General features: G+C 34.9%; 26 protein-coding genes. 25 read left to right on the plus strand and 1 reads right to left on the minus strand.

The genetic code is table 11. The features are described 5' to 3' along the window. Positions 1–8: 8 nt before the first annotated feature. The 22 genes from TEPIRE1_RS06455 to TEPIRE1_RS06560 all read left to right on the plus strand — a co-directional run bounded on the left by TEPIRE1_RS06455 (position 9) and on the right by TEPIRE1_RS06560 (position 19,533). On the plus strand, positions 9–251 hold the full coding sequence (locus TEPIRE1_RS06455) for a hypothetical protein (protein WP_013778363.1): 243 nt from the start codon (positions 9–11) through the stop codon (positions 249–251). 2 nt (positions 252–253) lie between these two features. Beyond that, entirely contained in the window at positions 254–928 is a 675-nt protein-coding gene (locus TEPIRE1_RS06460) for an AAA family ATPase (protein ID WP_013778364.1), read from the plus strand. A gap of 250 nt (positions 929–1,178) precedes the next feature. Further along, positions 1,179–2,693: a ribonuclease Y gene (gene rny, locus TEPIRE1_RS06465; protein WP_041591429.1), complete on the plus strand. Its 1,515-nt coding sequence runs from the start codon at positions 1,179–1,181 to the stop codon at positions 2,691–2,693. A 91-nt stretch (positions 2,694–2,784) separates the two neighbouring features. Continuing rightward, complete coding sequence (locus tag TEPIRE1_RS06470) at positions 2,785–3,549, plus strand: TIGR00282 family metallophosphoesterase (protein ID WP_173391432.1); 765 nt, start codon at positions 2,785–2,787, stop codon at positions 3,547–3,549. A gap of 100 nt (positions 3,550–3,649) precedes the next feature. Then, positions 3,650–3,910 (plus strand): stage V sporulation protein S, encoded by a 261-nt coding sequence (locus TEPIRE1_RS06475; protein ID WP_013778367.1) that lies wholly within the window; start codon positions 3,650–3,652, stop codon positions 3,908–3,910. A 232-nt stretch (positions 3,911–4,142) separates the two neighbouring features. After that, a complete protein-coding gene (locus TEPIRE1_RS06480) occupies positions 4,143–4,967 on the plus strand; it encodes a PHP domain-containing protein (RefSeq protein ID WP_013778368.1) in 825 nt (274 codons plus the stop codon). A gap of 132 nt (positions 4,968–5,099) precedes the next feature. Next, complete coding sequence (locus TEPIRE1_RS06485) at positions 5,100–5,306, plus strand: 4Fe-4S dicluster domain-containing protein (RefSeq protein WP_013778369.1); 207 nt, start codon at positions 5,100–5,102, stop codon at positions 5,304–5,306. Continuing rightward, positions 5,296–6,447 carry a 2-oxoacid:acceptor oxidoreductase subunit alpha gene (locus TEPIRE1_RS06490; RefSeq protein WP_013778370.1) on the plus strand — a complete coding sequence of 384 codons (1,152 nt, stop codon included), beginning with the start codon at positions 5,296–5,298 and terminating at the stop codon, positions 6,445–6,447. The genes TEPIRE1_RS06485 and TEPIRE1_RS06490 overlap by 11 nt, the downstream gene beginning before the upstream one ends. Next, positions 6,440–7,267, plus strand: a complete 828-nt coding sequence (locus TEPIRE1_RS06495; protein WP_013778371.1) for a 2-oxoacid:ferredoxin oxidoreductase subunit beta — start codon at positions 6,440–6,442, stop codon at positions 7,265–7,267. The genes TEPIRE1_RS06490 and TEPIRE1_RS06495 overlap by 8 nt, the downstream gene beginning before the upstream one ends. After that, positions 7,260–7,793, plus strand: coding sequence for a 2-oxoacid:acceptor oxidoreductase family protein (locus TEPIRE1_RS06500; RefSeq protein WP_013778372.1), 534 nt, complete (start codon positions 7,260–7,262; stop codon positions 7,791–7,793). The genes TEPIRE1_RS06495 and TEPIRE1_RS06500 overlap by 8 nt, the downstream gene beginning before the upstream one ends. Before the next feature lie 30 nt (positions 7,794–7,823). Continuing rightward, positions 7,824–9,089, plus strand: coding sequence for a Glu/Leu/Phe/Val family dehydrogenase (locus TEPIRE1_RS06505; protein WP_013778373.1), 1,266 nt, complete (start codon positions 7,824–7,826; stop codon positions 9,087–9,089). Between the two features lie 160 nt (positions 9,090–9,249). Further along, entirely contained in the window at positions 9,250–10,929 is a 1,680-nt protein-coding gene (locus tag TEPIRE1_RS06510) for an acyl-CoA mutase large subunit family protein (protein ID WP_013778374.1), read from the plus strand. An 11-nt stretch (positions 10,930–10,940) separates the two neighbouring features. Beyond that, positions 10,941–11,360, plus strand: coding sequence for a cobalamin B12-binding domain-containing protein (locus TEPIRE1_RS06515; protein WP_013778375.1), 420 nt, complete (start codon positions 10,941–10,943; stop codon positions 11,358–11,360). 24 nt (positions 11,361–11,384) lie between these two features. Next, positions 11,385–12,338: a methylmalonyl Co-A mutase-associated GTPase MeaB gene (gene meaB / locus TEPIRE1_RS06520; protein WP_013778376.1), complete on the plus strand. Its 954-nt coding sequence runs from the start codon at positions 11,385–11,387 to the stop codon at positions 12,336–12,338. After that, positions 12,322–12,720 carry a methylmalonyl-CoA epimerase gene (gene mce, locus TEPIRE1_RS06525; protein ID WP_013778377.1) on the plus strand — a complete coding sequence of 133 codons (399 nt, stop codon included), beginning with the start codon at positions 12,322–12,324 and terminating at the stop codon, positions 12,718–12,720. The genes meaB and mce overlap by 17 nt, the downstream gene beginning before the upstream one ends. A 69-nt stretch (positions 12,721–12,789) precedes the next feature. Further along, entirely contained in the window at positions 12,790–14,286 is a 1,497-nt protein-coding gene (locus tag TEPIRE1_RS06530) for an acyl-CoA carboxylase subunit beta (RefSeq protein ID WP_048894737.1), read from the plus strand. 17 nt (positions 14,287–14,303) lie between these two features. Then, entirely contained in the window at positions 14,304–14,660 is a 357-nt protein-coding gene (locus tag TEPIRE1_RS06535; protein ID WP_013778379.1) for an OadG family protein, read from the plus strand. Between the two features lie 38 nt (positions 14,661–14,698). Beyond that, positions 14,699–15,085, plus strand: a complete 387-nt coding sequence (locus TEPIRE1_RS06540) for a biotin/lipoyl-containing protein (protein WP_013778380.1) — start codon at positions 14,699–14,701, stop codon at positions 15,083–15,085. A 35-nt stretch (positions 15,086–15,120) separates the two neighbouring features. Further along, a complete protein-coding gene (locus tag TEPIRE1_RS06545; protein WP_013778381.1) occupies positions 15,121–16,236 on the plus strand; it encodes a sodium ion-translocating decarboxylase subunit beta in 1,116 nt (371 codons plus the stop codon). 60 nt (positions 16,237–16,296) lie between these two features. Then, complete coding sequence (locus tag TEPIRE1_RS06550; protein ID WP_048894707.1) at positions 16,297–17,724, plus strand: oxaloacetate decarboxylase subunit alpha; 1,428 nt, start codon at positions 16,297–16,299, stop codon at positions 17,722–17,724. Between the two features lie 131 nt (positions 17,725–17,855). Beyond that, the gene (locus tag TEPIRE1_RS06555) at positions 17,856–18,044 is read left to right on the plus strand and encodes a hypothetical protein (protein WP_013778383.1); all 189 of its coding nucleotides are present in this window, start codon (positions 17,856–17,858) and stop codon (positions 18,042–18,044) included. A gap of 112 nt (positions 18,045–18,156) precedes the next feature. Beyond that, positions 18,157–19,533, plus strand: a complete 1,377-nt coding sequence (locus tag TEPIRE1_RS06560; RefSeq protein ID WP_414929842.1) for a VanW family protein — start codon at positions 18,157–18,159, stop codon at positions 19,531–19,533. 184 nt (positions 19,534–19,717) lie between these two features. On the opposite strand, the gene TEPIRE1_RS06565 is transcribed toward TEPIRE1_RS06560, so the two are convergent. Continuing rightward, positions 19,718–21,466 (minus strand): IS1634 family transposase, encoded by a 1,749-nt coding sequence (locus TEPIRE1_RS06565; RefSeq protein WP_013778385.1) that lies wholly within the window; start codon positions 21,464–21,466, stop codon positions 19,718–19,720. A 94-nt stretch (positions 21,467–21,560) separates the two neighbouring features. On the opposite strand from TEPIRE1_RS06565, the gene TEPIRE1_RS06570 reads away from it, so the two are divergent. The 3 genes from TEPIRE1_RS06570 (at position 21,561) to miaB (ending at position 24,016) form a co-directional block, all read left to right on the plus strand. Further along, on the plus strand, positions 21,561–21,776 hold the full coding sequence (locus tag TEPIRE1_RS06570) for a hypothetical protein (protein ID WP_013778386.1): 216 nt from the start codon (positions 21,561–21,563) through the stop codon (positions 21,774–21,776). A 141-nt stretch (positions 21,777–21,917) separates the two neighbouring features. After that, positions 21,918–22,679 (plus strand): uracil-DNA glycosylase, encoded by a 762-nt coding sequence (locus TEPIRE1_RS06575; RefSeq protein ID WP_013778387.1) that lies wholly within the window; start codon positions 21,918–21,920, stop codon positions 22,677–22,679. 23 nt (positions 22,680–22,702) lie between these two features. Continuing rightward, positions 22,703–24,016, plus strand: a complete 1,314-nt coding sequence (miaB, locus tag TEPIRE1_RS06580; RefSeq protein ID WP_013778388.1) for a tRNA (N6-isopentenyl adenosine(37)-C2)-methylthiotransferase MiaB — start codon at positions 22,703–22,705, stop codon at positions 24,014–24,016. The last annotated feature ends 6 nt before the right edge of the window (positions 24,017–24,022 follow it).

Genomic DNA, 24,022 nt, shown 5'->3' on the forward strand with positions numbered 1-24,022 from the left:
TGAGGAAGATGGATCCGGAAAAAGAAATTCATGAATTAAAACAAAAAATAGATAAGGCCAAGGCTATGAGATACAAAGCAGAAGCACGTTTGGAAGAACTGCAAAAACAAAGGCAACTTATTCTTGATGAACTAAATAAGCTAAATGTAAAACCTGAAAATTTAGATATGGAGATCGAAAAAATTAGCAACGAAATCAAAGATTTATTAAAAAAGACAAAAGAGTTACTTCCTGAAAACTTAGAGGTGTAAATATGATTGAGGATCTAGATGGGATTATAGCTACTATTGAAAAATATACTCAGCAACTAATTATAGAATATAGTGTAAAAAAAAGCATTAAAGAAAAGCTTGAAAATGAGTTAACTATTAAACAAAACGAGCTTGAACAAGCAACAAATCTAATTGATATATTAGAGCAGGTTAGATTTCTTCTGCAGCGAACATCCGAATATGCCCGAGAACAAATAAAACAACAAATCGAAATGTTAGTTACTCACTGTTTGCAATTCGTTTTTGGCCCAAATCTTGAATTTGAAATTGAACTGAATGAGGTACGTGGTAAAGCGAATGCCGAATTTTATGTTATATCAACTTACGATGATGTAAAAATTAAAACGAAACCCCAAGATGCGAGGGGGGGCGGAATTGTTGATGTTATATCGTTAGCACTTAGGATAGCAGTTATTCAAAGTACTAATGCATATAAAGAAGGACCTCTGATTTTGGATGAACCTGCTAAACATGTCAGCAATGAATATATAGGCAATGTGGCACAATTATTGAAACAAATAAGCGATATTTTTCACCGCCAGGTAATTATGGTAACTCATAATCAGTACTTAAGTGAAATAGCTGATCTTGCATATAAAGTAGAATTAAAAAATGGAGTTAGCGAGGTTGTGGTATACAATAGATTAGAACAGTAGATTCTGCTAACAGTGTATACTGTTTGTTTTTCTTGACATGGTTATCAAAAAAGTATAAAATTAACATGTAATGAAACCTTATTCTACTTCAGTCGGATTGGTTTGGGGGCGCGATTGTAAATTAAATTAGAGCAAACATTATCTCTATTTAATTAATAAAAGCCGAGTTCCCCTCGGTTTTTATTGTTTTATGTTAATTGTTATATGTTACAGGAGGTGAAATAGTATCGACGGTGTAAATATAATAGCTATTCTAGCTACTGGATTAATAGCTTTGGCTGTAGGATATTTTATTCGAAAATACATTGCTGAAGCTAAAATAAATTCGGCAGAAGAATCAGCAAAAAAAATTGTGGAAGATGCTGAAAACAAAGCCGAATCCATTAAACGAGAAGCTCTTGTGGAAGCAAAGGAAGAAATACTAAAACTTAAGAACGAAGCTGAAAAAGAGCTGCGCGAGAGACGAAATGAACTGCAACGTTCTGAGAGAAGATTGATTCAGAAAGAAGAAGGAATTGATAAAAAAATTGAGGCTATTGAAAAAAAAGAAGAAGCAATAACTAAAAAGCAAAATGAAATCAGTCAAATTCATGAAAAAGTTAATGAATTATATTCTCAGCAGATTGCAGAACTTGAGCGAATTTCATCATTAACTACTGAGGAAGCTAAAGAATTCTTACTAAATAAAGTTAAGGACGAGATACGTCACGATGCAGCTATAATGATTAAAGAAATTGAAACACAAGCAAAGGAAGAAGCACAAAAAAGGGCAAAAGAAATTATTTCATATGCAATTCAAAAATGTGCTGTAGATCAAGTTGCAGAAACTACTGTTTCAGTTGTAGCTCTGCCCAATGATGAGATGAAAGGACGTATTATCGGAAGAGAAGGCCGAAATATTAGAGCATTAGAAACCCTTACTGGAGTAGATCTTATTATTGATGATACCCCAGAAGCGGTTATTCTTTCTGGATTTGATCCAGTAAGGCGTCAAGTAGCTAAGATTGCTTTGGAAAAACTTATTTTAGATGGAAGAATCCACCCCGCAAGGATTGAAGAAATGGTTGAAAAAGCTCAGAAAGAGGTTGAGAGCATAATTAGAGATGAGGGCGAAAAAGCAACATTTGATACCGGCATTCATGGTCTCCACGGTGATCTCATAAAATATCTTGGAAAATTATATTATAGGACAAGTTATGGCCAAAATGTATTGCATCACTCTATAGAGGTTGCACACTTAGCCGGGGCTATGGCAGCGGAACTGGGAGTAGATGTTAAACTTACAAAAAGGGCCGGTTTATTGCATGACATAGGAAAAAGTGTTGATCAAGAGACAGAGGGTCCCCATGCGTTATTAGGAGCTGAATTGGCAAAAAAATATGGTGAATCTTTCGAGGTAGTAAATGCTATAGCATCTCATCATAATGATGTTGAACCTCAGACTGTAGAAGCAATATTAGTTCAGGCAGCGGATGCAGTATCGGCTGCAAGACCTGGTGCCAGAAGAGAAACTTTGGAAGCATATATAAAACGCTTAGAAAAACTTGAAGAAATAGCTAATTCATTTTCCGGCGTAGAAAAGTCCTATGCAATACAAGCAGGACGTGAAATTCGAATTATGGTAAAACCCGAGGACGTTGATGATCTAGGTGTTTTAGAAATAGCTAGAAACATTGCTAAAAAAGTAGAAGATGAATTAGAATATCCCGGGCAGATTAAAGTAAATGTCATAAGAGAAACTCGGGCTACAGAATATGCAAAATAAAGTGCGCAGCTTTGCGCACTTTTTTAAAACTCATAAGGGAGTATTAAAATAAATGCAGGAGCTGAAATAATTGAAGGTACTAAGGATATTTATGATTGGAGATATAGTAGGCAGACCAGGAAGAACCATAATTAGAGAAAAGCTATTATTTTTAAGAAAGAAATACGAAGTAAATTTTATTATTGCAAATGGTGAAAATGCCGCAGGAGGAAACGGTATAACAGAAAAAATTGCTCAAGAGCTTTTTATAAGTGGCGTTGATTTTATAACCACAGGCAATCATGTCTGGGATAATAAAGATATTTTTAATTTTATAGATACGGAAAATAGGATAATAAGACCAGCCAATTATCCGAATAGTCCAGGAAAAGGTTATCAGATAGTTCAAATTGGGGCAGGCACGAAAATCGGTATTTTAAATATTTCGGGCAGAACGTTTATGCCTCCTCTTGACTGCCCATTTAAAACAGCCGATCTAATAATACAAGAGATGAAAAACATGACAAAGGTAATTGTAGTGGATTTCCATGCGGAGGCTACTTCGGAGAAAATAGCTATGGGATGGTATCTTGATGGCCGAGTTTCTTTAGTTGCTGGAACTCACACCCATGTACAAACTGCTGATGAAAGGATACTTACTAATGGAACAGCCTATATAACTGATATTGGAATGACAGGTCCGTGCAATTCAGTTCTAGGCATAGAGAAAGAAAGAATCATAAACAAATTTATATCTCAAATGCCGGTGAGATTTGAAGTTGCCAAAGGACCTGCTGAAATAAATGGAATAATTGTAGATATAGATGAATCAACAGGAAGAGCTTTGAAAATTCAAAGAATTAGGGAATCAACATGAAATTAAAATATTCCCTTAAAACTTTTTCAAAAAACAAGGATTTTTCATTAAAATATAGAATAGAATATTAAAAGCAAATTATGCAGGGAGGAATTAAACAATGGAAGTGTTAAAGGTATCAGCTAAATCCAATCCAAATTCGGTAGCAGGAGCACTGGCAGGTGTCCTACGGGAAAGAGGGGGAGCCGAAATTCAAGCGGTTGGTGCGGGAGCATTAAATCAAGCTGTAAAAGCCGTAGCTATTGCGAGAGGATTTGTTGCCCCTAGCGGTGTAGATTTGATTTGCATTCCAGCTTTTACTGACATTGAAATTGACGGTCAAGAAAGGACAGCAATAAAACTGATTGTTGAACCTCGTTAGTTCGGATGATTTAGTTCAAGGTTTAACTTGACAGCTTACAAAAAATTATAAATTTATTTATTCAATAAATAATAAGAACAATGAGTTTTTAGTTTGACAGCTTTTATAAAGATTGTGTTTATTAATATAATTTTTACAGGTACCAGCGGCATTTAGCTTTATTAAGCTTGAATGCCGCCTATATTTATTTTAAAAAATATTAGTTTTTCTTTACAAATGCGGAGGCTTATACATGTGCATAGATCTTCATATTCATACAACTTTTTCAGATGGGTTACTTACACCTGAACAAGTTGTTAACAAGGCTATAAAGCTTAATTTAAAAGCCATAGCAATTACAGATCATGATACTGTTGATGGCATAAGGCCAGCATTAAATAAGGCAAAGAACTATACAGAATTTGAAATTGTTCCGGGCGTTGAATTGAGCACAGATTGGAATAGTGAAGAAGTACATATTTTAGGATATTATATTGATTATAATGATTCGAACTTAAAGACAGTTCTCTTAAGTTTCCAACAAAAGAGAATGAAAAGGGTTGATAAAATTATTGCAAGGCTTAAAAATATGGGCATTGATATATCTATTGAGGATGTATGCGCTAAATCAAAGGGATCTTCTTTAGGAAGGCCTCATATTGCTTTAGTGTTAGTAGAAAAAGGTTATGTCTGCTCAGTTCAAGAGGCATTTAAGGATTACCTAAGCAAGGGAAAACCTGCATATGTGCCAAAAGAAAAGTTAACTCCTTTTAGTGCTATTGATATAATAAAGCAAAGCAGCGGTATCCCAGTCCTTGCTCATCCGGGGCTACTGGAAGACGACAGTATTATTAATGAATTGATTTCCTATGGAATTATGGGTATTGAGGTGATTCATAAAAACCATAACAAGGCTCAAGTAGATTACTACACTCGGTTAGCTCTTGACAATAATTTATTATTGACCGGAGGTTCGGACTCTCACGGAGAAACCCCCCTTCTCTTAGGAAGTTTCGATGTCCCCTTGAATTATTTCTATAAATTAAAAGCAATAAAAAAATTTCTACAATATGAGTAATATATGTATTTATGCAGGATTATTAATACTTGTGTCGAATTATTATTAAATCAAAACAAAGAGTAACTATCCGATAGATATTATATTAATTTAGACAATTACAAAAATAGAATTACACAGGAGTGAGACAGCTTGGCTGAGAAGAGTATAAGAATTTCAATTGATGAAAAGGCTTGCAAAAAATGCGGTTTATGTATAGCATTTTGTCCTATGAAAGTCTATCTTTCTGAAGGCGGAAAGCCAATAATAGTCAATCAAAACGCTTGCAATAATTGCAAATTATGTGAATTAAGATGTCCTGACTATGCTATAATAGTCGGAGGTGAAAATGTTGACTAGAAAAATCATGCTCATGCAAGGTAACGAAGCTTGTGTTGAAGGGGCTTTAGCAGCAGGTATGCGTTTTTTTGCAGGGTACCCGATAACGCCTTCCACTGAAATCGCCGAAATTGCAGCTGAAAAGCTTCCGAAGGTAGGAGGGAAATTTATACAAATGGAAGATGAATTAGCTAGCATGGGAGCAGTAGTAGGAGCATCACTTGCAGGCCTGAAGGCTATGACTGCAACAAGCGGACCAGGTTTTTCATTGAAGCAAGAAAATATTGGATTTGCTTGTCTTACTGAAGTGCCTTGTGTTGTAGTAAATGTCCAAAGAGGAGGGCCGAGCACGGGCCTGCCAACATTACCGGCTCAAGGTGATGTTATGCAAACCAGATGGGGAACACATGGCGATCATCCGATTATAGTTATATCTCCATCTTCAGTAAGAGAAGTATATGATATGACAATAAGGGCTTTTAACTTATCGGAGAAGTATAGAGTTCCTTGTATCTTACTCATGGACGAAGTTGTGGCACATATGAGAGAAAGAGTAGAATTACCAGAGGAATCATGTATCAATATAATAAATCGAAAGAAGGTTAAATCAACTTTATCTGACTATAAACCATATATGGATTATGATGGTGATGGAATTCCACCTATGGCAAATTTCGGAGACGGAACACCTTTTCATGTTACAGGACTAATTCATGATATTTCCGGATTTCCATCTACTAATCCAAAAGTTACTGAGGATTTGCTAAACAGATTGATGAACAAGATTAATAATAATATCGGTGATATTATTGAATATGAAAAGCTGTATGTGGAAGATGCCAAAACTGTTATAGTGACTTTTGGTTCTACGGCACGTTCAGTGTTAAGTGCAATAAGAATTTTAAGGCAAGAGGGATTTAAAATTGGAATGCTAAGATTGAAAACCATATGGCCTTTTGCGCATATAGCTATTGAAGAATTGATGCAATCATCCGCTAATACCCTAATAGTGGCTGAGATGAACTATGGTCAGTTGTTGGAAACGGTTAAAGCATCCGCTGAAGGAGCTTTTAGAATATATGGTTTGAATAAATATAATGGAGAGCTGATTACGCCACAAGAGGTTATAGATAAAGTCCGGGAGGTGGCTGAATATGCGTAAAGAATTAGAAAAGTATTTTAGAAAAGATAAACTTCCACATATATGGTGTCCCGGTTGTGGGCATGGTATCATAACCGGAGCCGTTGTTCGTGCTATCGATAATCTAAAACTAGAGCAGAATAAAATATGTATAGTATCTGGAATTGGTTGTTCTTCTAGAGCTCCAGGATATTTAAATTTCAATACTTTGCATACAACTCATGGCCGTGCTCTAGCTTTTGCTACCGGTATTAAAATGGCAAATCCTGAACTAAAGATTGTTGTGCTTACAGGTGATGGGGACTGTTCGGCGATAGGCGGTAATCATTTTATTCATGCAGCTCGAAGAAATATTGATATTACTACAGTAGTTTTTAACAACAGTATTTATGGCATGACTAGCGGACAATATTCCCCTATGACACCTAAGGGAGCATTTGCAACTACGGCACCATACGGAAATATAGATAGAAACTTTGATTTATGCAAATTGGCTCAGGCTGCTGGAGCTACTTATGTAGCAAGAGGAACGGTTTACCATGTTCCGCAACTAATAAGATTGATTGAAAAAGCTCTGAAACATAAAGGCTTTTCGCTAATAGATGCAGTAGATATATGTCCAACATATTTTGGCCGTAGAAACAAAATGGGGTCGCCCGTAGTTATGATGGAAAAAATTCATGATATGTCAATCACGGCAAGAACTGCGGCAAAATTGTCACCTGAAGAGCTTTCCGAAAAAATTGTTATTGGAGAATTTTATGAAGAACAAGCTCCCGAATATACAGAAGAATACGCAAGAGTCATAAAAAAGGCTCAAGGGGGAAGACAAAATGAATGAAAGAATAGAAATAAGATTAGGGGGCTCTGGAGGACAAGGATTGATTTTGGCAGGTATTATATTGGCTGAAGCTGCTATTCTTGACGGTAAAAATGCCGTGCAATCACAATCTTACGGTCCGGAAGCCCGTGGAGGAGCTAGCAGATCAGAAGTTATAATAAGCAATACGAGTATTGATTATCCGAAAGTGTCTAAACCGGATGTCTTTCTTGCATTAACCGAAGAAGCGATGAATAAATATAAAAACGATCTAAAAGAAAATGGGCTGCTTATTATAGATGTTAGCATGAAAAAACCAAAGGATTCTTATAAGATTCTTAGCATTCCAATATTAAAGACTGCCCAAGAAAAAATTGGTAAGGTCATTGTTGCTAATATAGTTGCTTTAGGAGTATTAATACAAGCTACTGAGGTGGTTTCAAAAAAATCCATAGAAAAAGCTGTATTAGACAGAGTTCCACAAGGCACTGAAGAATTAAATAAAATGGCTTTATATAAGGGGTTTGAATTGGGGAAGTCTAAATAAATATTTAAAAAAAAGAAAGGAGTTTTATAAATGTCTAAAACTATAAATCCAGTTGAATCAGTTCAAAAAGAAATTAAATTTGCATGTGAAAAGCTTGGGCTAGAGGATTCCTTCTATGAACTACTAAAAGAACCTGAAAGAGTGCTTATAGTCCAAATTCCCGTAAAAATGGATGATGGTACAATAAAAACCTTTACGGGATATCGAGCGCAGCATTGTACTATTATGGGACCAGCGAAAGGCGGATTTAGATACCATCCAGATGTATGTTTAGATGAAGTAAAAGGTTTATCCATGTGGATGACATTCAAATGTGCTGTTGTTGGAATCCCTTATGGTGGAGCTAAAGGAGGAGTTTGTTGCAATCCTGCCGATTTATCAAAAGGGGAACTTGAAAGACTAACTCGCGGCTATTTAAGGGCAATCAATACAGTAGTAGGACCAGAAAAAGACATTCCAGCACCAGATGTAAATACAAATGCTCAAATCATGGCTTGGTTCATGGATGAATTCAGCATGTTAAAGGGTTATAATGTTCCTGGCGTAGTTACGGGAAAACCAATTTCATTAGGCGGTTCTCAAGGAAGAACTCAAGCAACCGGATTCGGTGTAACAGTGGCCGTCAAAAAAGCATGTGACGCAATGAATATGGATATGACTAATGCTAAGATAGCTATCCAGGGCTTTGGCAACGTAGGTAGTTATACATCTTTGTACTGCAGTAAAAATGGAGCAAAAATTGTTTCTATAGGAGAATGGGATAAAACAATAGGAACATATGCACTTTATAATGAAAATGGTCTTGATATAGAGAAACTATTCGATTATAAAGCTGAAAATGGTACTATTGTAAACTTCCCCGATGCAAAAAGGATAAGCCTTAACGATTTTTGGGCTTTGGAAAATATTGATATACTTATCCCGGCAGCTCTTGAAAATGCAATAAATGAAAATAATGCACCAAAAATAAAAGCTAAAATTATAGTTGAAGCAGCTAATGGTCCTACTACACCTGAGGCTGATAAGATCCTTGCCAAAAAAGGAATTCCTATATTCCCTGATATTCTTTGCAATGCTGGCGGTGTTACTGCATCATATTTCGAATGGGTCCAAAATTTAATGAGCTTTTATTGGACTGAAGAAGAGGTTAATAGTAAATTAGAGCCTATTTTAATAAACGCCTTTGATGATGTTTATAATATGCATAAACATAATAATGTAAGTTTGAGGCAAGCAGCTTACTTAGTGGCAATTAAACGCATCGCAGATAATATGAAAATGAGGGGTCGAATATAATAAATTATTTATCCCCGCTGTTCAAAGCGGGGATATTACAGATTAATCTTGCATAATAGACTTAGTGCTATATTTTAAACATTATTTATTCTATTGCCTTTTTCTAGAAAGTACTATACTATATTTAGAGAAGTTTAAGAAAATACGGGAGGGCAGTATTATGGCAGATAAAGAGTCCCTCGGCAATCTTGCTAAGCATAAAAAAGAATGGGAAGAGAAAATACTGAACAAAGTTTTAGACAAAGGACATGAAAGATATGAAGAGTTCTTAACCGGATCAGATATTGAAGTTGAAAGATTGTATACAGAATTAGATATACAAGAATTAGATTATTTAAGGGATTTAGGTTTTCCGGGTGATTATCCTTATACTCGCGGAATATATCCCACTATGTATAGAGGCCGACTATGGACTATGCGTCAATATGCGGGTTTTGGAACTGCCGAAGAATCTAATAAAAGGTATAAATTTTTACTATCACAAGGTCAAACTGGCCTAAGTGTAGCTTTTGACCTGCCAACGCAGATGGGATATGACTCAGACCATCCATTATCAAGAGGTGAAGTTGGAAAAGTTGGCGTAGCAATTGATTCATTAAAGGATATGGAAATTCTTTTTGAAGGAATTCCTTTAGATAAAGTGAGCACTTCAATGACAATCAATGCACCGGCTGCTATACTACTGGCCATGTATATATCTCTTGGGGAAAAACAAGGTATAGCACCTGATAAGCTTTCTGGTACTATTCAAAATGACATATTAAAGGAGTATGTAGCAAGAGGTACATACATTTTCCCGCCTGAACCATCAATGCGACTTATTACAAACATTTTCGAATTTTGCTCAATACATATGCCCAAATGGAACACTATTAGCATTAGTGGATATCACATACGCGAAGCTGGAGCAACGGCCATCCAAGAAGTAGCTTTTACGCTTTCTGATGGTATAGCCTATGTTGAAGCTGCCTTAAAGGCAGGTCTTTCAATTGATGATTTTGCGCCAAGACTTTCATTTTTCTTTAATGCACATAATGATTTATTTGAGGAAGTAGCTAAATTCCGAGCAGCAAGAAGGTTATGGGCTAAAATTATGAAACAGCGATTCAAAGCACAAAATCCAAAGTCAATGATGCTCAGATTTCATACCCAAACTGCAGGTTCTGCTTTGACGGCTCAACAACCGGATAATAATATTGTTAGGGTGGCTATACAAGCATTAGCCTCTGTCTTAGGAGGTACTCAATCACTTCATACCAACTCAAGAGATGAAGCTTTAGCATTACCTGCGGAAGATTCTGTGAGAATAGCTCTCAGGACGCAACAAATAATTGCTTACGAAAGTGGAGTTACTGAAACTATTGATCCATTAGCAGGCTCTTATTATATAGAATACTTGACAAATACCATAGAACAAAAAGCTCAAGAGTATATCGAAAAAATAGATAAGCTTGGTGGTGCACCTAAAGCTATTGAAAAAGGATTTATGCAGCAAGAGATTCAGAATAGTGCTTATGATTATCAAATGGCAATTGAATCAGGCAGAAAAATTGTTGTAGGCGTAAATAAATTCCAGGTTGAAGAAGAGCCGGTTAAAGGCTTACTTAGGGTAAATCCTGCTGTTGGCAAATTACAGGAAGCAAGAATTGACGAATTGAAAGCATCAAGAGATAACTTAGCAGTAGAGGCAACATTGAAAGAACTTACCGATTGTGCAAAAACAGAAAAAAATCTTATGCCTGTAATAATCAAATGTGTTAAAGCATATTGCACTTTAGGAGAAATATGCAATATTCTACGTGATGTTTTCGGTGAATATAAAGCTTCTATGAATATATGAGGAGTGATTCCATGACAGATGCTAAACCTATAAGGGTATTAATAGCTAAGCCAGGGCTTGACGGTCATGATAGAGGAGCCAAAGTTATAGCAAGAGCTTTAAGAGATTCTGGTATGGAAGTTATTTATACTGGCCTTAGGCAGACTCCTGAGCAGATAGTTGAAACTGCTATCGAGGAAGATGTTCAAGTGATAGGGCTTTCTATTCTTTCCGGCGCTCATAATTTTCTTTTTCCTAAAATAATGGAATTATTAAATGAAAAAAACGTTCAAGATATTTTAGTAATAGCTGGAGGGGTTATTCCCGATGAAGATATTCCATTGCTGAAGGATGTAGGTATTAGAGAAATATTTACTCCCGGCACTCCTACATCGGACATTGTAAATTTTATAAAAAATAATGTTAAAAACAATGTCGATGATAAAGATTAATAATATTTGGAAAGGCATATTTTTATGGATATTACACAAGGAGTTTTAAATGGTGATAAGAGGAGCATTGCAAAACTTATTACACTTATTGAAGAAAGATCTCCTAGAGCTAATGAGATTCTCAAAAAATTATTTAAATTTACAGGCAATGCTATAACTATAGGCATAACAGGGCCGCCCGGTGCCGGCAAGAGTAGTATTATAAATCAACTAGCTAAAAAATTCCGAAATAAAAATAAAAGGGTAGGGATTATTGCTATAGACCCAACTAGCCCTTTTACTGGCGGAACTCTTTTGGGAGACAGAATTAGGATGCAAGATTTGACTTTAGATGAAGGTGTATATATACGTAGTATGGGAAGCCGAGGTAAACTCGGGGGACTTTCGCAAGCATCCTATGATGCTGTCAAGGTTCTCGATGCTGCCGGAATGGATTATATAATAATTGAAACTGTTGGTGTGGGTCAATCAGAAGTTGATATAATTAAGTTAGCAGATATTGTAGTATTAGTTTTGGTTCCAGGTATGGGTGATGATGTACAGGCTATCAAAGCTGGTGTCATGGAAATCGGAGACATTTTTGTTGTCAACAAATCTGATATGGATGGCTCCGATCGACTAGTAAATGAGATAAGAATGAACTTGGAATTAAATCCAAAAAAAAGTTCCTTTAAACCGCCTATAATAAAAACTGTTGCAACAACTGGCGAAGGTATAGAAACACTTGATGAAACTATTATTCGTGTTTATCAAGAGTTAGTTAGTAATGATATCCTTATTAATAAGAGAAAGCAACATGTACAGCAAGAATTGCAAGAACTGATTAAGGACCTGTATTTGAAAAGAATTAATTCCTTGTTTCCTACTGAAATCATAGCATATACTGAAAAAATATTAAAAAAGGAAATCGATCCTTACTCTGCGGCTAATGCAATCCTTAAGAAGGAGGGAAAAAATAAGAATGATAGAAAAGATTGATCATATAGGGATTGCTGTTAAAAGTATCCAAGAATCAATGAAAGTATATACAGAAATTCTAGGTCTTGAAATTACAGAGATTGAAACAATTGAGGAACAAAAAGTTAAAACCGCTTTCATTCCTATAGGTGAAAGCGAAATAGAATTATTAGAATCAACAGCAGATGATGGCCCAATAGCAAAATTCATAGAAAAACATGGAGAGGGTGTTCAACACATAGCTTTAAAAGTGGATAATATTGACCGAAAACTCTCAGAACTCAAACGGAAGGATGTAAGGCTTATCGACGAAAAACCAAGAATGGGAGCAGGTGGTGCAAAAATAGCATTTATTCATCCCAAAGATACAAAAGGAGTCTTAATAGAATTATGCGAAAGATAAGGAGGAATAAAATTGGAAACTATTGAAACAAAAATTAAAATCTTAGAGCAAAAACGCAAGACAATAGAAATGGGCGGTGGAGAAAAGCGCATACAAAAGCAGCACGAAAGCGGCAAACTTACTGCACGAGAAAGAATAGAAAAACTTTTAGATAAGGATAGCTTTATAGAAATTGATGCATTTGTAGAGCACCGCTCAATTCAATTTGGCATGCAAGAAACCAAAGTTCCCAGCGAAGGTGTAATCACAGGCTATGGAACAATCGATGGCAGATTAGTCTTCATATTCGCCCAAGATTTTACAACAATAGGCGGATCCCTGGGAGAAATGCATGCCGCAAAAATTTGCAAGGTTATGGATATGGCAGCAAAAATGGGTGCCCCTTTTATTGGCCTTAACGACTCTGGTGGAGCAAGAATTCAGGAAGGTGTTGATGCACTAAAAGGTTTTGGCGACATATTCTACAGAAACACCCTATCCTCTGGAGTAATACCGCAACTATCAGTAATACTGGGGCCATGCGCCGGAGGAGCCGTATACTCTCCAGCCTTAACCGACTTCGTGTTTATGGTATCCGGTATAAGCAAAATGTTCATTACTGGTCCTCAAGTAATAAAAGCCGTGACAGGTGAAGAAGTCAGTGATGAAGAACTTGGTGGAGCTGCTGCCCACAACCAAAAAAGCGGAGTAGCACACTTTATCAGTCAAAATGAACAAGAATGTTTTGACCAAATAAAAAAACTTCTATCATATATACCTTCAAACAATCTAGAAGATCCACCATATAAACCAACTACCGATAACCCGACAAGAACAGTACCGGAACTTGATAGCATAGTTCCAGCGGATCCAAACAAGCCATATGACATAAAAGACGTCATAAACCACATAGTAGATGATGGTGACTTCTTTGAAGTACAACCACTCTATGCACCAAATCTCATAATAGGTTTTGCAAGACTTTCAGGTCACAGCGTAGGAATCCTGGCAAACCAGCCAAAACATCTTGCTGGCTGCTTAGACATAAACGCTTCTGACAAAGCTGCCCGATTTATACGATTCTGCGATGCATTTAATATACCACTTGTAACGTTTACCGATACTCCCGGATATCTGCCCGGAGTAAACCAAGAACATGGAGGTATAATACGGCATGGTGCAAAACTACTGTACGCATATTCCGAAGCTACAGTGCCAAAACTCACCGTCATAACGAGGAAAGCATATGGAGGCGCTTACATAGCCATGTGTTCAAGACACTTAGGAGCAGACCAAGTTTTTGCATGGCCTACAGCCGAAATAGCCGTTATGGGTCCTGATGGAGCAGCTAATATTATCTTCAAAAAAGAAATAGAAGCATCTGAAGACCCAATAAATACAAGAAAACAAAAAATCGAAGAATATCGGGATAACCTTGCTAACCCTTACCAAGCAGCCGCTCGAGGTTATATTGATGATATAATAGTGCCATCCACAACAAGGGCAAAACTTACATCAGCGCTTGAAATGCTGATGTCAAAAAGCGAAAAAAGACCGGCTAAAAAACACGGCAATATTCCTGTATAAGGAGGAAATTTGAAATTATGACAACTATACAAGTCTTTCAGGAATCACTTAAAACATCTGTCTTTGGCATGTGCCTTGTCTTAGGAACATTATATATACTATCTCTCATTTTAGAGCTCATGAGATTAGTATTTGAATCTAAGACAAACGTAAAAAAAAATGAAACAGCTTTAAAAGATCAAACATCAGAACAAATACAAACTGTCGATACAACAGACGATACTGAACTCATCGCAGTTATCGCTGCAGCTATTGCAGAATACCTACAAACCCCTGTATCAACTTTAAAAATTAGTGCCATACGTCAAATCCATGAAAAAACTCCCATATGGGGTATTGAATCCAGAATATACAACATCAACAATAAATTTTAGATAGAGAATAAAATAAAAGGAAGGAGAAGTACAAAAAAATGAAAAAATACAAAATAACCGTAAATGGAAAAACTTATGAAGTAGAGGTAGAAGAAATAGGTGCTCAGAACTTTATACCTACCCAAACAGCAAATGCTCCTACATCACCGGAAGTGACACAACAACCTAAGCCTCAACCGCAACCTAAGCAAAAAAACTCAGGCACTGTCGGTAAACAAAAAATTACTTCACCTATGCCAGGCACGATTATGTCAATTAACAAAAAACCTGGGGGTAAAATACAAAAAGGTGATGTAATAATGATACTTGAAGCCATGAAAATGGAAAATGAAATCATCGCCCCAGAAGATGGCGTTATAACCTCCATTGATACAAGCGAAGGAGCCTCAGTAAATACAGGCGATATTCTTGCAACATTTGAATAAATCCCATTTGAATAAATCAACGGAGGAGAGAAATCGTGCTCGAACAAATAATAAAATTTTTCATGAAAACTGGTTATGCAAACATAACTTTAGAACAAGCTATCATGATATTGATAGCCTGTTTCCTGATGTATCTTGCTATAGTAAAAAAATATGAACCATTGCTGCTGGTACCTATTAGTTTTGGCATGTTGCTTGCTAATATACCTCAGGCAAACCTTATGGCTAAAGGCAACTTTCTATATTGGATATATCAAGGAGTAAAACTCAATATATATCCACCTCTCATATTCATGGGAGTAGGAGCCATGACCGACTTTGGTCCACTTATAGCCAATCCAAAAAGCTTGTTGCTGGGAGCTGCTGCTCAGTTCGGAATTTTTACTAGTTTTTTAGGCGCAGGCCTTCTTGGATTTAACTTCAAAGAATCTGCTTCTATAGGAATAATAGGCGGGGCAGACGGACCGACAGCCATATTCCTTACAAGTCAGCTTGCTCCACATCTATTAGGAGCGGTAGCAGTAGCTGCTTATTCATATATGGCATTAGTCCCCATCATACAGCCGCCTATAATGCGGGCGCTTACTACAAAAAAAGAGCGCCAAGTAACTATGGAGCAGCTAAGACCCGTATCTAAAACAGAAAAAATCATATTTCCAATAATAGTAACTATATTAGCAAGTTTTTTAGTTCCAGATGCCACGGCTTTAGTAGGTTGTCTGATGTTGGGCAATTTGTTTAGAGAATGTGGTGTAGTCGATAGACTATCTAAAACAACTCAAAACGAACTTATAAATATCATTACCATATTTCTTGGTACCACTGTTGGAGCTACTGCCAGTGCAGAAAATTTTCTGCAGTGGGGAACTATTAAAATACTTTTGCTAGGTCTTGCAGCCTTTTCAGTAGGAACAGCCTCAGGAGTACTCTTTGGTAAACTCATGTATGTTTTATCAGGAGGAAAAGTAAACCCACTTATAGGTTCTGCTGGTGTATCTGCAGTTCCTATGGCAGCAAGAGTATCTCAGGTAGTGGCACAGGAAGAAAAACCCGGCAACTTTATTCTGATGCATGCTATGGGCCCTAATGTAGCAGGTGTTATTGGTTCAGCTATAGTTGCAGGTATGTTGCTTTCAATGTATGGTGGTTAAAATTGTTTAAATAGTGTTGTTCACTGGATATTTATGATTATCTTTCAGATGTAATGATAAATGATTTTAGAAAGGAGATTAAAATTGCAGCAAAAAAAAGAAGGAAAAGTTGGAATAACCGATACTATTTTAAGAGATGCACATCAATCACTTATAGCTACAAGGATGAAAACAGATGAAATGCTGCCAATCGCTGAAAAGCTTGATCAGGTAGGCTACTATTCTTTAGAAATGTGGGGCGGAGCTACATTTGATAGCTGTATCCGTTTTTTAAACGAAGATCCATGGGAAAGACTTCGTAAAATAAAACAAATAGTTAAAAAAACTCCCTTGCAAATGCTTTTGAGGGGACAGAACCTTTTAGGGTATCATCACTATCCTGATGATGTAGTAGAAATGTTTGTAAAGAAATCTGTAGAAAATGGCATTGATATTATACGAATCTTTGATGCACTAAATGATATTAGGAACCTAAAAAAGGCTATTGAGGTAACAAAAGAAACCGGGGCACATGCTCAGGGAACAGTAGTATATACTATAAGCCCTGTTCATAATAATGACTACTATGTAAATATGGCTAAACAATTAGAAGAAATGGGAATTGATTCCCTCTGTATAAAAGATATGGCAGGTCTTTTAGCACCATATGATGCTTATGAACTGATTTCTCGATTAAAAAAAGAAATCAAAATACCAATACAGCTTCACAGTCATTATACAAGTGGTATGGCTTCAATGACCTATCTAAAAGCGATTGAAGCTGGAGTAGATGTTATAGATACGGCCTTATCGCCTTTTGCCTTAGGAACGTCGCAACCCCCTACAGAAACTATGGTAGCCGTATTGAGGAATACCCCTTATGACACAAAGCTAGATCTGGAATTCATTTCGAGTATATCCGACTACTTTAAACAAGTGAGGGGAAACTATAAAATTGATAGTATTATTACAATGGTTGATACTATGGTGCTTAATTATCAAATACCTGGTGGTATGCTATCCAATCTTACCAGTCAACTAAAACAGCAAAATGCTCTTGACAAGCTTCCAGAAGTGTTAAAAGAAGTTCCAAGAGTAAGAGAAGATCTTGGGTATCCGCCTTTAGTTACACCTACAAGCCAAATAGTAGGCACTCAAGCGGTAGTTAATGTGCTTACCGGAGAACGATATAAGATGATTATAAATGAGGTAAAAAATTATGTTAAAGGGCTATATGGCAAATCACCCGCTCCTATTAAAGAAGAAATAAAACAAAAAATAATAGGAGATGAAGAAGTAATTGAATGCCGCCCTGCTGATCTGCTTGAACCCGAGCTGGAAAAATATTTTAAGGAAATCTCTTATTATATAGAACAAGAAGAAGATGTTTTAACATATGCTCTTTTCCCTCAGATAGCCCTGAAGTTTTTTCAAGAGCGTCAAGCAAAAAAATATAAAATTGACAGCAACTTGGTAAATAAAGATCAGTTTGACGTCTATCCTGCATAATAACGATTTGTTCGAAAGTATATTATTTATATATTTAGCATATACTTGATACATCTACCACATAATACCCTAAAAATACCCTATAAAACAGGGTATTTTTTTTATAATCAACAAAATTGGAGGCAACTAGTTTGGATGAAAGTATACAAAATTTAAATTCAAAAGTCGAAAAACTCGAAAGTAAAATAGCCTCTCTTTGTCTTGGGCGTAGGATTCTTATGGATCTATTGATTGAACAGGAGAATATAAAAAATTATGAAATCCAGAAACTAAAATTAGAAATCAAAAGATTAAATCGAATTATCAAAAAACGTCATTGATTGATTAATAGTTTGAATATGACATCTTACTCACGTTTTTTATAAAAGATAGTATTTTTTAATTTTGCTGCTTATATATTATACATAAGAAGTAAAAGATTTAGATAATAAGGTGATTATTTTGTGGAAAAAAATTATCCTTGTTTTTTTTCTTTTATTTTTATGTGTAATAATAATTATTATATTACATGATTATAATAATCCACTAATTCCTTCTGGCCTATATATTGCTGATATAGATATAGGAGGTTTAACAAATGATGAAGCTAGAAATATATTTCATAAATTAACTGAAGAAAAAATAAATAACTCTATAATTCTTACTTTTTATGATAAGCAGTGGATTTTGAAAATATCTGAATATGTTGAAATAGATGCGGATGAGAGTATAGAGAATATGGCATCCTATGTAAAAAATATTAAAAAAAAAGGTGTAATAAAAGGATTTATTTATCGCCAACGGCTAAAAAAGTCTCCTTTGCGTATAGAGCCAATTATTAAATATAAACAAGATAAATTGGCACAGCTTTTTGATGAAATTAACAAAGTTATAATGGTTAAACCTATAAATGCTGTATTTAAAACCGATAATGATATAGTGCACATAATTACTGATGTTAAAGGACAAATTTTAGATGAAGATATGTTAAAAGAGAAAATCAAAGAGGCTATATGGACTAAAAATCAGACATTAGTAATTCCAGTAAAAGTATGGAATGCAGAAATGACAAAAGAAGATTTAGAAAAGATGGGGATTAGGGTAAAAATAGCAGAGTATTCAACTGAGTTTGATAAAACATTAAAAAATAGAACGGAAAATATAAAAGTCGCAAGTGAAATGCTTAATGGCTGTATAATTTCACCCGGAGAGACATTTTCCTTTAATAAGGTTGTAGGTGAACGCACTAGTGATAAGGGATATAAAAAAGCACCTGCCTTTATTAATAATGAGGTTATTTACGACATAGGAGGCGGTATCTGTCAGGTTTCTAGCACCTTATATAATCTTGCTTTATTGACAGACCTTGAAATAGTCGAAAGAATGAACCATTCTCTACCGGTAGGCTACGTTCCTTTAGGGAGGGATGCTACAGTTAGTTATGGTACTATAGATTTAAAATTCAAAAATAATACGGGTGGATATCTCTTGTTAACGTCGGAGATTACGAATGATAAGCTAATTGTAAAATTTTTTGGTAATAAAAAGATCGATAAATATGTAGAATTATTTTCTGAAACGATAAAAACTATTCCATCGCCTATCATCATTAAAAAAGATTTCAATTTAGAAAAAGGCGAAATCAGGATAGAACAAGGGAATGCAGGTTATGTAGTTAATCTCTGGAAAAGATATGCTAATGAAAAAAACGAACACAAAGTTCTAATTTCTAGTGATACTTATAACCCAACACCCACATTACTGTATGTAGGCGAGAAAGTTAAAGAAATTACAGACGATAAAAATATAAACGCAACAATAATTCCATAACAAATTGAAAAAGTAATTTGTTATGGACCGAAAGAGTATGTTTTTTAGCTTTTTTAAAGTTTTGATACTGATAGATCATTTAATCTTTAACTGAGTTTATGTTATAATCTCATCTTTGACAGTTGCGAGACAACAAAACTCTGGAACGCCTTGCAAATAAGGCATTTCAGAGTTTCTTGATTTTTTAAATTTTGCGTAATATCTTTTTCTTTTTCGTATCTTTTAATATTTTTTTCATTTCCCTTAAACTGACTATTTCAGTATCTGTTCTAAATCCAAATACTTCATGTAAGATATCTGTTAAGTCAGTCCTTGTGTATGTTGGAATATACCCTTCAGTAGGAATGTAATTGAAATCCATATTCCTTAAGCTATGAATTATCTCAGAGCTTGTAAATTCTTCGCTTAGATATTTTTCAAGATATCTATATATAACTATTGCAAGAAAACATGTAGTAAAATGTGCTTGTATTCTATCATCACGACTTAAATAAACAGGTCTAGCTTTGAATTCGCTTTTCATAATTCTAAAACATTCCTCTATTTCCCAACGTCTATGATTAATCTTTGTAATAATACTGGCATCTTCATCTAAGTTGGTACATACAGCATAAAACCCATCATACATTTCTTCTTTTGCTATTGCATCTTGATTTATACTATAGATTACTTTATCAGCTATTTCACCATCCTTTGTAACATTAGTGGATGATATGAATCGTTTAAAATCATTTTGATTTTTCTTATTAACACTCTTTGGTCTTTCTTCAATTAATTTAGAGGCACGTTCTAACTGTCTATTCCTAATCTGCCTTTGATAATCTCTGTATTTAAGAGAATATGTGACAATGAGTTTCTGTTCTAACCCATCCTCTTTAATCCAACGTTCCTTGTAAAAAGTCTTTGATTTATATTCTTCATAGTTGTCCTCATCTTTATCAAGTAGACTGATATCATATAATTTATTTACACCAGGAAGATGCCAGCCCGTAGGGTCAAGAGCCCACTGCTTTAAATATCTCTTTAATTTTTTAACTGATTGGGTTGTAATAAAAGCTCTATCCTTTTTATCATTAAATCTACGATTTTCTATTGAAGATAGTCCAGCATCTGTACAAACAATAAATTTTGATAGTTCAAAATCTTTAAGTATCTTTTCTTCTAAAGGCTTTAGTGTAATTTGTTCATTTGTGTTACCACTATGAATGTTAAATGCGAGAGGAATACCATCTCCATCCATGAATAGTCCCATTCCCACAATAGGATTAGGTTTATTCTCTTTACTAGGACCATATTGTTTAAAACCATCCTCTTGCTCTATTTCAAAAAAGTAATTAGTACAGTCATAGTAAAGAACATGGTCATTTCTCTTAAAAATAGATAAACTATTTTTGTAGAGCTCTGATTGAATAAAATCAGTTTCTTTAGCGATTACCTCTAATGCCCTATAAACATGTTGCAATTCGAAATCAGGTTGTTCAATCAAGCACTTTGATTCTTGATAGGTGTTAAGTTTTGAGGATGGAAAAAGAATTCTACCGTAAATTAACCTAGAAAGAATGGAATCAAGATTGTAAGTAAATTTATACTTAGTAGAAATATCTTTGCAAATTTTATGTAATCCCAACTGATGATATATTTGCTGTAAGAATAGATATCCACCATTGAAGGACCTTTGAACACCTTTTTCGATTCTCTTTGACTGGCTATACTTTACAATCACGTCTCTTTTTTGTTCTTTTTCTTTTTTGTTCAATTCTTTGATATATTCTTTAGCCCATTCAATAGGATCCTGACCATTTAATTTTTCTTCTAACTCTTTAACAGTACCAAGTTTTTCTACAACTCTAGTTGAATGTTTACCATTTTCGTAAATTGACTCTATTACATAAAGTGATGTAGAATTTTTAGATTTTGAAATAGATAATCTCATTATGAATTTTCCTCCTTCCCTTTAATTATAACATATTACTCAATATTACTCAATAAATATTTTTAAAAATTGACAAAAAAATAAAGCCTTTTCAATGGCTTTAGAGATTATTTTATTATTCAACTGTCAAAGACCCGGGAATGCAGGTTATGTAGTTAATCTCTGGAAAAGATATGCTAATGAAAAAAACGAACACAAAGTTCTAATTTCTAGTGATACTTATAACCCAACACCCACATTACTGTATGTAGGCGAGAAAGTTAAAGAAATTACAGACGATAAAAATATAAACGCAACAATAATTCCATAACAAATTGAAAAAGTAATTTGTTATGGACCGAAAGAGTATGTTTTTTAGCTTTTTTAAAGTTTTGATACTGATAGATCATTTAATCTTTAACTGAGTTTATGTTATAATATAGCATAGAATATAATAAAAGAGGGATTTCATGTGCTTGAAAGCAAAATTAAAGAATCTTTTACAACAGTAGAAATCAGTCTACCCGATATTATAAAACTACTGTTAGATTTAAAAGATGAATTTAATATACAAAATTCAGATGTCGATACTATAGTTAAAGCTGTAAAGCTTGATAATGAAAAATCTAAAAAACAAAGAGATTATTTATACAACAGGATAAAAGAACACATAAATACATGTCAGAGCTGTCTTCTCTATGCGCAGGAAAACCATACTCATAAGGTAGCAGGTGAAGGGGCTTTAAACTCGCCATTGGTTTTAATTGGCGAGGGCCCTGGCTTTGATGAAGATAAGCAGGGTCGTCCTTTTGTTGGACGAGCAGGGCAATTACTTACAACTATATTAAATAAAATGGATATTCGGCGAGAAAAGGTTTACATAACTAATGTAATAAAATGCCGACCGCCGCAGAATAGAACACCATTGCAAAAAGAGATTAAAGCCTGCTCTAAAAATTTAGAACTTGAGCTTTCTCTTATTCAACCTAAAGTTATAATTGCTCTTGGTGCCGTTCCGTTGAACTATTTCAAGTCTGGTAGCAGCATTATGAGGGAACGAGGACAATGGATAAATTCCAGAGATTACTGGATTATGCCAACATTTCATCCTGCATATATTTTGCGTCAGCATGGGAAAACACTAAATAAGGTTAAGTGGTTAGTATGGCAAGATTTTAATGAAGCTGTAGCAAAGGCAAAAGAAATGTGTCCAGAATATGATTTTAGTAGTTAGGTATAGAAGAAGGAAGTGAAACTATGAAATATAAAATATTAACTTGGGGCTGCCAGATGAATATTCATGATAGTGAAATTATTTCAGGTGTCATGCAAAAGATGGGATACTGCCCAGCAGATACACTCCAAGAATCTGATGTAATCATATTGAATACTTGCTGTGTTAGGGAAAATGCCGAGAGAAAGGTATATGGACGAATAGCACAGTTAAAGCAATTCAAATCAAAAAACCCCAATTTGATTCTTGCGGTTTCTGGTTGTATGGTGCAACAACCACATGTAGTTGAATATATATCAGAAAAATTACCCTATGTGGATATCTTATTTGGTATAAAAAACGTTCATAAGTTACCTGAACTTATTGAAAGTACAAGACAAACAAACTTACCGGTAATAGATATATCTGGAGATTCTATGATTGATGAAAATCTACCAATTAAGCATACAAATGATGCGAAAGCCTGGGTAACAATTACTTATGGATGTAATAATTATTGCAGCTATTGTATTGTTCCATACGTAAGAGGCAAGGAGGTAAGTCGGAGACCTGATGATATTTTAAGAGAGATTGAAACCCTTGCTAATAATGGTTTTATTGAAATTAATCTATTGGGTCAAAATGTAAATTCTTATGGCAAGGATCTGAATATACCTGTGACTTTTCCTGAGCTTTTAAGGAGGGTAAATGATGTTGATGGTATTAAGCGCATAAGATTTATAACTTCTCATCCGAAAGATTTATCGAATGAACTTATATTGGCAATGAGGGATTGTAAAAAAGTTTGCGAACATATTCACCTGCCGGTTCAGTCTGGAAGTAATCAAATTTTATCTAAGATGAACCGAAAATATACCAGGGAGCATTATATAGAATTGATATATAAGCTACGAGATGCTATTCCTAATATTGCTATTACCACTGATATAATTGTAGGCTTTCCAGGAGAAACGGAAAAAGATTTTCTTGATACGCTTGAATTAGTAAAAGCAGTAGAGTTTGACTCAGCCTTTACTTTCATGTATTCTAAACGTAAAGGAACTCCCGCGGCGAAAATGGCGGATCAAATTGATAATGATATAAAAAAAGATCGACTTAATAGATTGATGCAATTACAGGATGCCATTACAGAAAGTAAAAATAATAGATTAAAAGGAACTATACAGGAAGTATTAGTTGAAGGAGTCAGCAAAGGTAATATTAACAGGTTATCTGGCCGAAGCCGAACCAACAAGTTGGTAAATTTTGATGGTTCGGAAAAATTAATAGGCAAACTTGTAAATGTAAAGATTATTGAGCCGCATACATGGTCTTTGCTTGGCGAAATTGTAGAATGAGGTTTT

This window comes from Tepidanaerobacter acetatoxydans Re1 (assembly GCF_000328765.2).
GTDB lineage: Bacteria > Bacillota > Thermosediminibacteria > Thermosediminibacterales > Tepidanaerobacteraceae > Tepidanaerobacter > Tepidanaerobacter acetatoxydans.

What these genes read in the sequence shown, in the direction of transcription:
- TEPIRE1_RS06550 (WP_048894707.1), top strand. Translation starts at nt 16,297, where the DNA reads ATGATTTTAGAAAGGAGATTAAAATTGCAGCAAAAAAAAGAAGGAAAA.
- TEPIRE1_RS06495 (WP_013778371.1), top strand. Translation starts at nt 6,440, where the DNA reads ATGCGTAAAGAATTAGAAAAGTATTTTAGAAAAGATAAACTTCCACAT.
- TEPIRE1_RS06510 (WP_013778374.1), top strand. Translation starts at nt 9,250, where the DNA reads ATGGCAGATAAAGAGTCCCTCGGCAATCTTGCTAAGCATAAAAAAGAA.
- TEPIRE1_RS06490 (WP_013778370.1), top strand. Translation starts at nt 5,296, where the DNA reads ATGTTGACTAGAAAAATCATGCTCATGCAAGGTAACGAAGCTTGTGTT.
- TEPIRE1_RS06460 (WP_013778364.1), top strand. Translation starts at nt 254, where the DNA reads ATGATTGAGGATCTAGATGGGATTATAGCTACTATTGAAAAATATACT.
- TEPIRE1_RS06570 (WP_013778386.1), top strand. Translation starts at nt 21,561, where the DNA reads ATGGCTTTAGAGATTATTTTATTATTCAACTGTCAAAGACCCGGGAAT.
- mce (WP_013778377.1), top strand. Translation starts at nt 12,322, where the DNA reads ATGATAGAAAAGATTGATCATATAGGGATTGCTGTTAAAAGTATCCAA.
- meaB (WP_013778376.1), top strand. Translation starts at nt 11,385, where the DNA reads ATGGATATTACACAAGGAGTTTTAAATGGTGATAAGAGGAGCATTGCA.
- TEPIRE1_RS06540 (WP_013778380.1), top strand. Translation starts at nt 14,699, where the DNA reads ATGAAAAAATACAAAATAACCGTAAATGGAAAAACTTATGAAGTAGAG.
- TEPIRE1_RS06565 (WP_013778385.1), bottom strand. Translation starts at nt 21,466, where the DNA reads ATGAGATTATCTATTTCAAAATCTAAAAATTCTACATCACTTTATGTA.
- TEPIRE1_RS06470 (WP_173391432.1), top strand. Translation starts at nt 2,785, where the DNA reads ATGATTGGAGATATAGTAGGCAGACCAGGAAGAACCATAATTAGAGAA.
- TEPIRE1_RS06505 (WP_013778373.1), top strand. Translation starts at nt 7,824, where the DNA reads ATGTCTAAAACTATAAATCCAGTTGAATCAGTTCAAAAAGAAATTAAA.
- TEPIRE1_RS06475 (WP_013778367.1), top strand. Translation starts at nt 3,650, where the DNA reads ATGGAAGTGTTAAAGGTATCAGCTAAATCCAATCCAAATTCGGTAGCA.
- TEPIRE1_RS06480 (WP_013778368.1), top strand. Translation starts at nt 4,143, where the DNA reads ATGTGCATAGATCTTCATATTCATACAACTTTTTCAGATGGGTTACTT.
- TEPIRE1_RS06500 (WP_013778372.1), top strand. Translation starts at nt 7,260, where the DNA reads ATGAATGAAAGAATAGAAATAAGATTAGGGGGCTCTGGAGGACAAGGA.
- TEPIRE1_RS06455 (WP_013778363.1), top strand. Translation starts at nt 9, where the DNA reads ATGGATCCGGAAAAAGAAATTCATGAATTAAAACAAAAAATAGATAAG.
- TEPIRE1_RS06530 (WP_048894737.1), top strand. Translation starts at nt 12,790, where the DNA reads ATGGGCGGTGGAGAAAAGCGCATACAAAAGCAGCACGAAAGCGGCAAA.
- miaB (WP_013778388.1), top strand. Translation starts at nt 22,703, where the DNA reads ATGAAATATAAAATATTAACTTGGGGCTGCCAGATGAATATTCATGAT.
- TEPIRE1_RS06535 (WP_013778379.1), top strand. Translation starts at nt 14,304, where the DNA reads ATGACAACTATACAAGTCTTTCAGGAATCACTTAAAACATCTGTCTTT.
- TEPIRE1_RS06515 (WP_013778375.1), top strand. Translation starts at nt 10,941, where the DNA reads ATGACAGATGCTAAACCTATAAGGGTATTAATAGCTAAGCCAGGGCTT.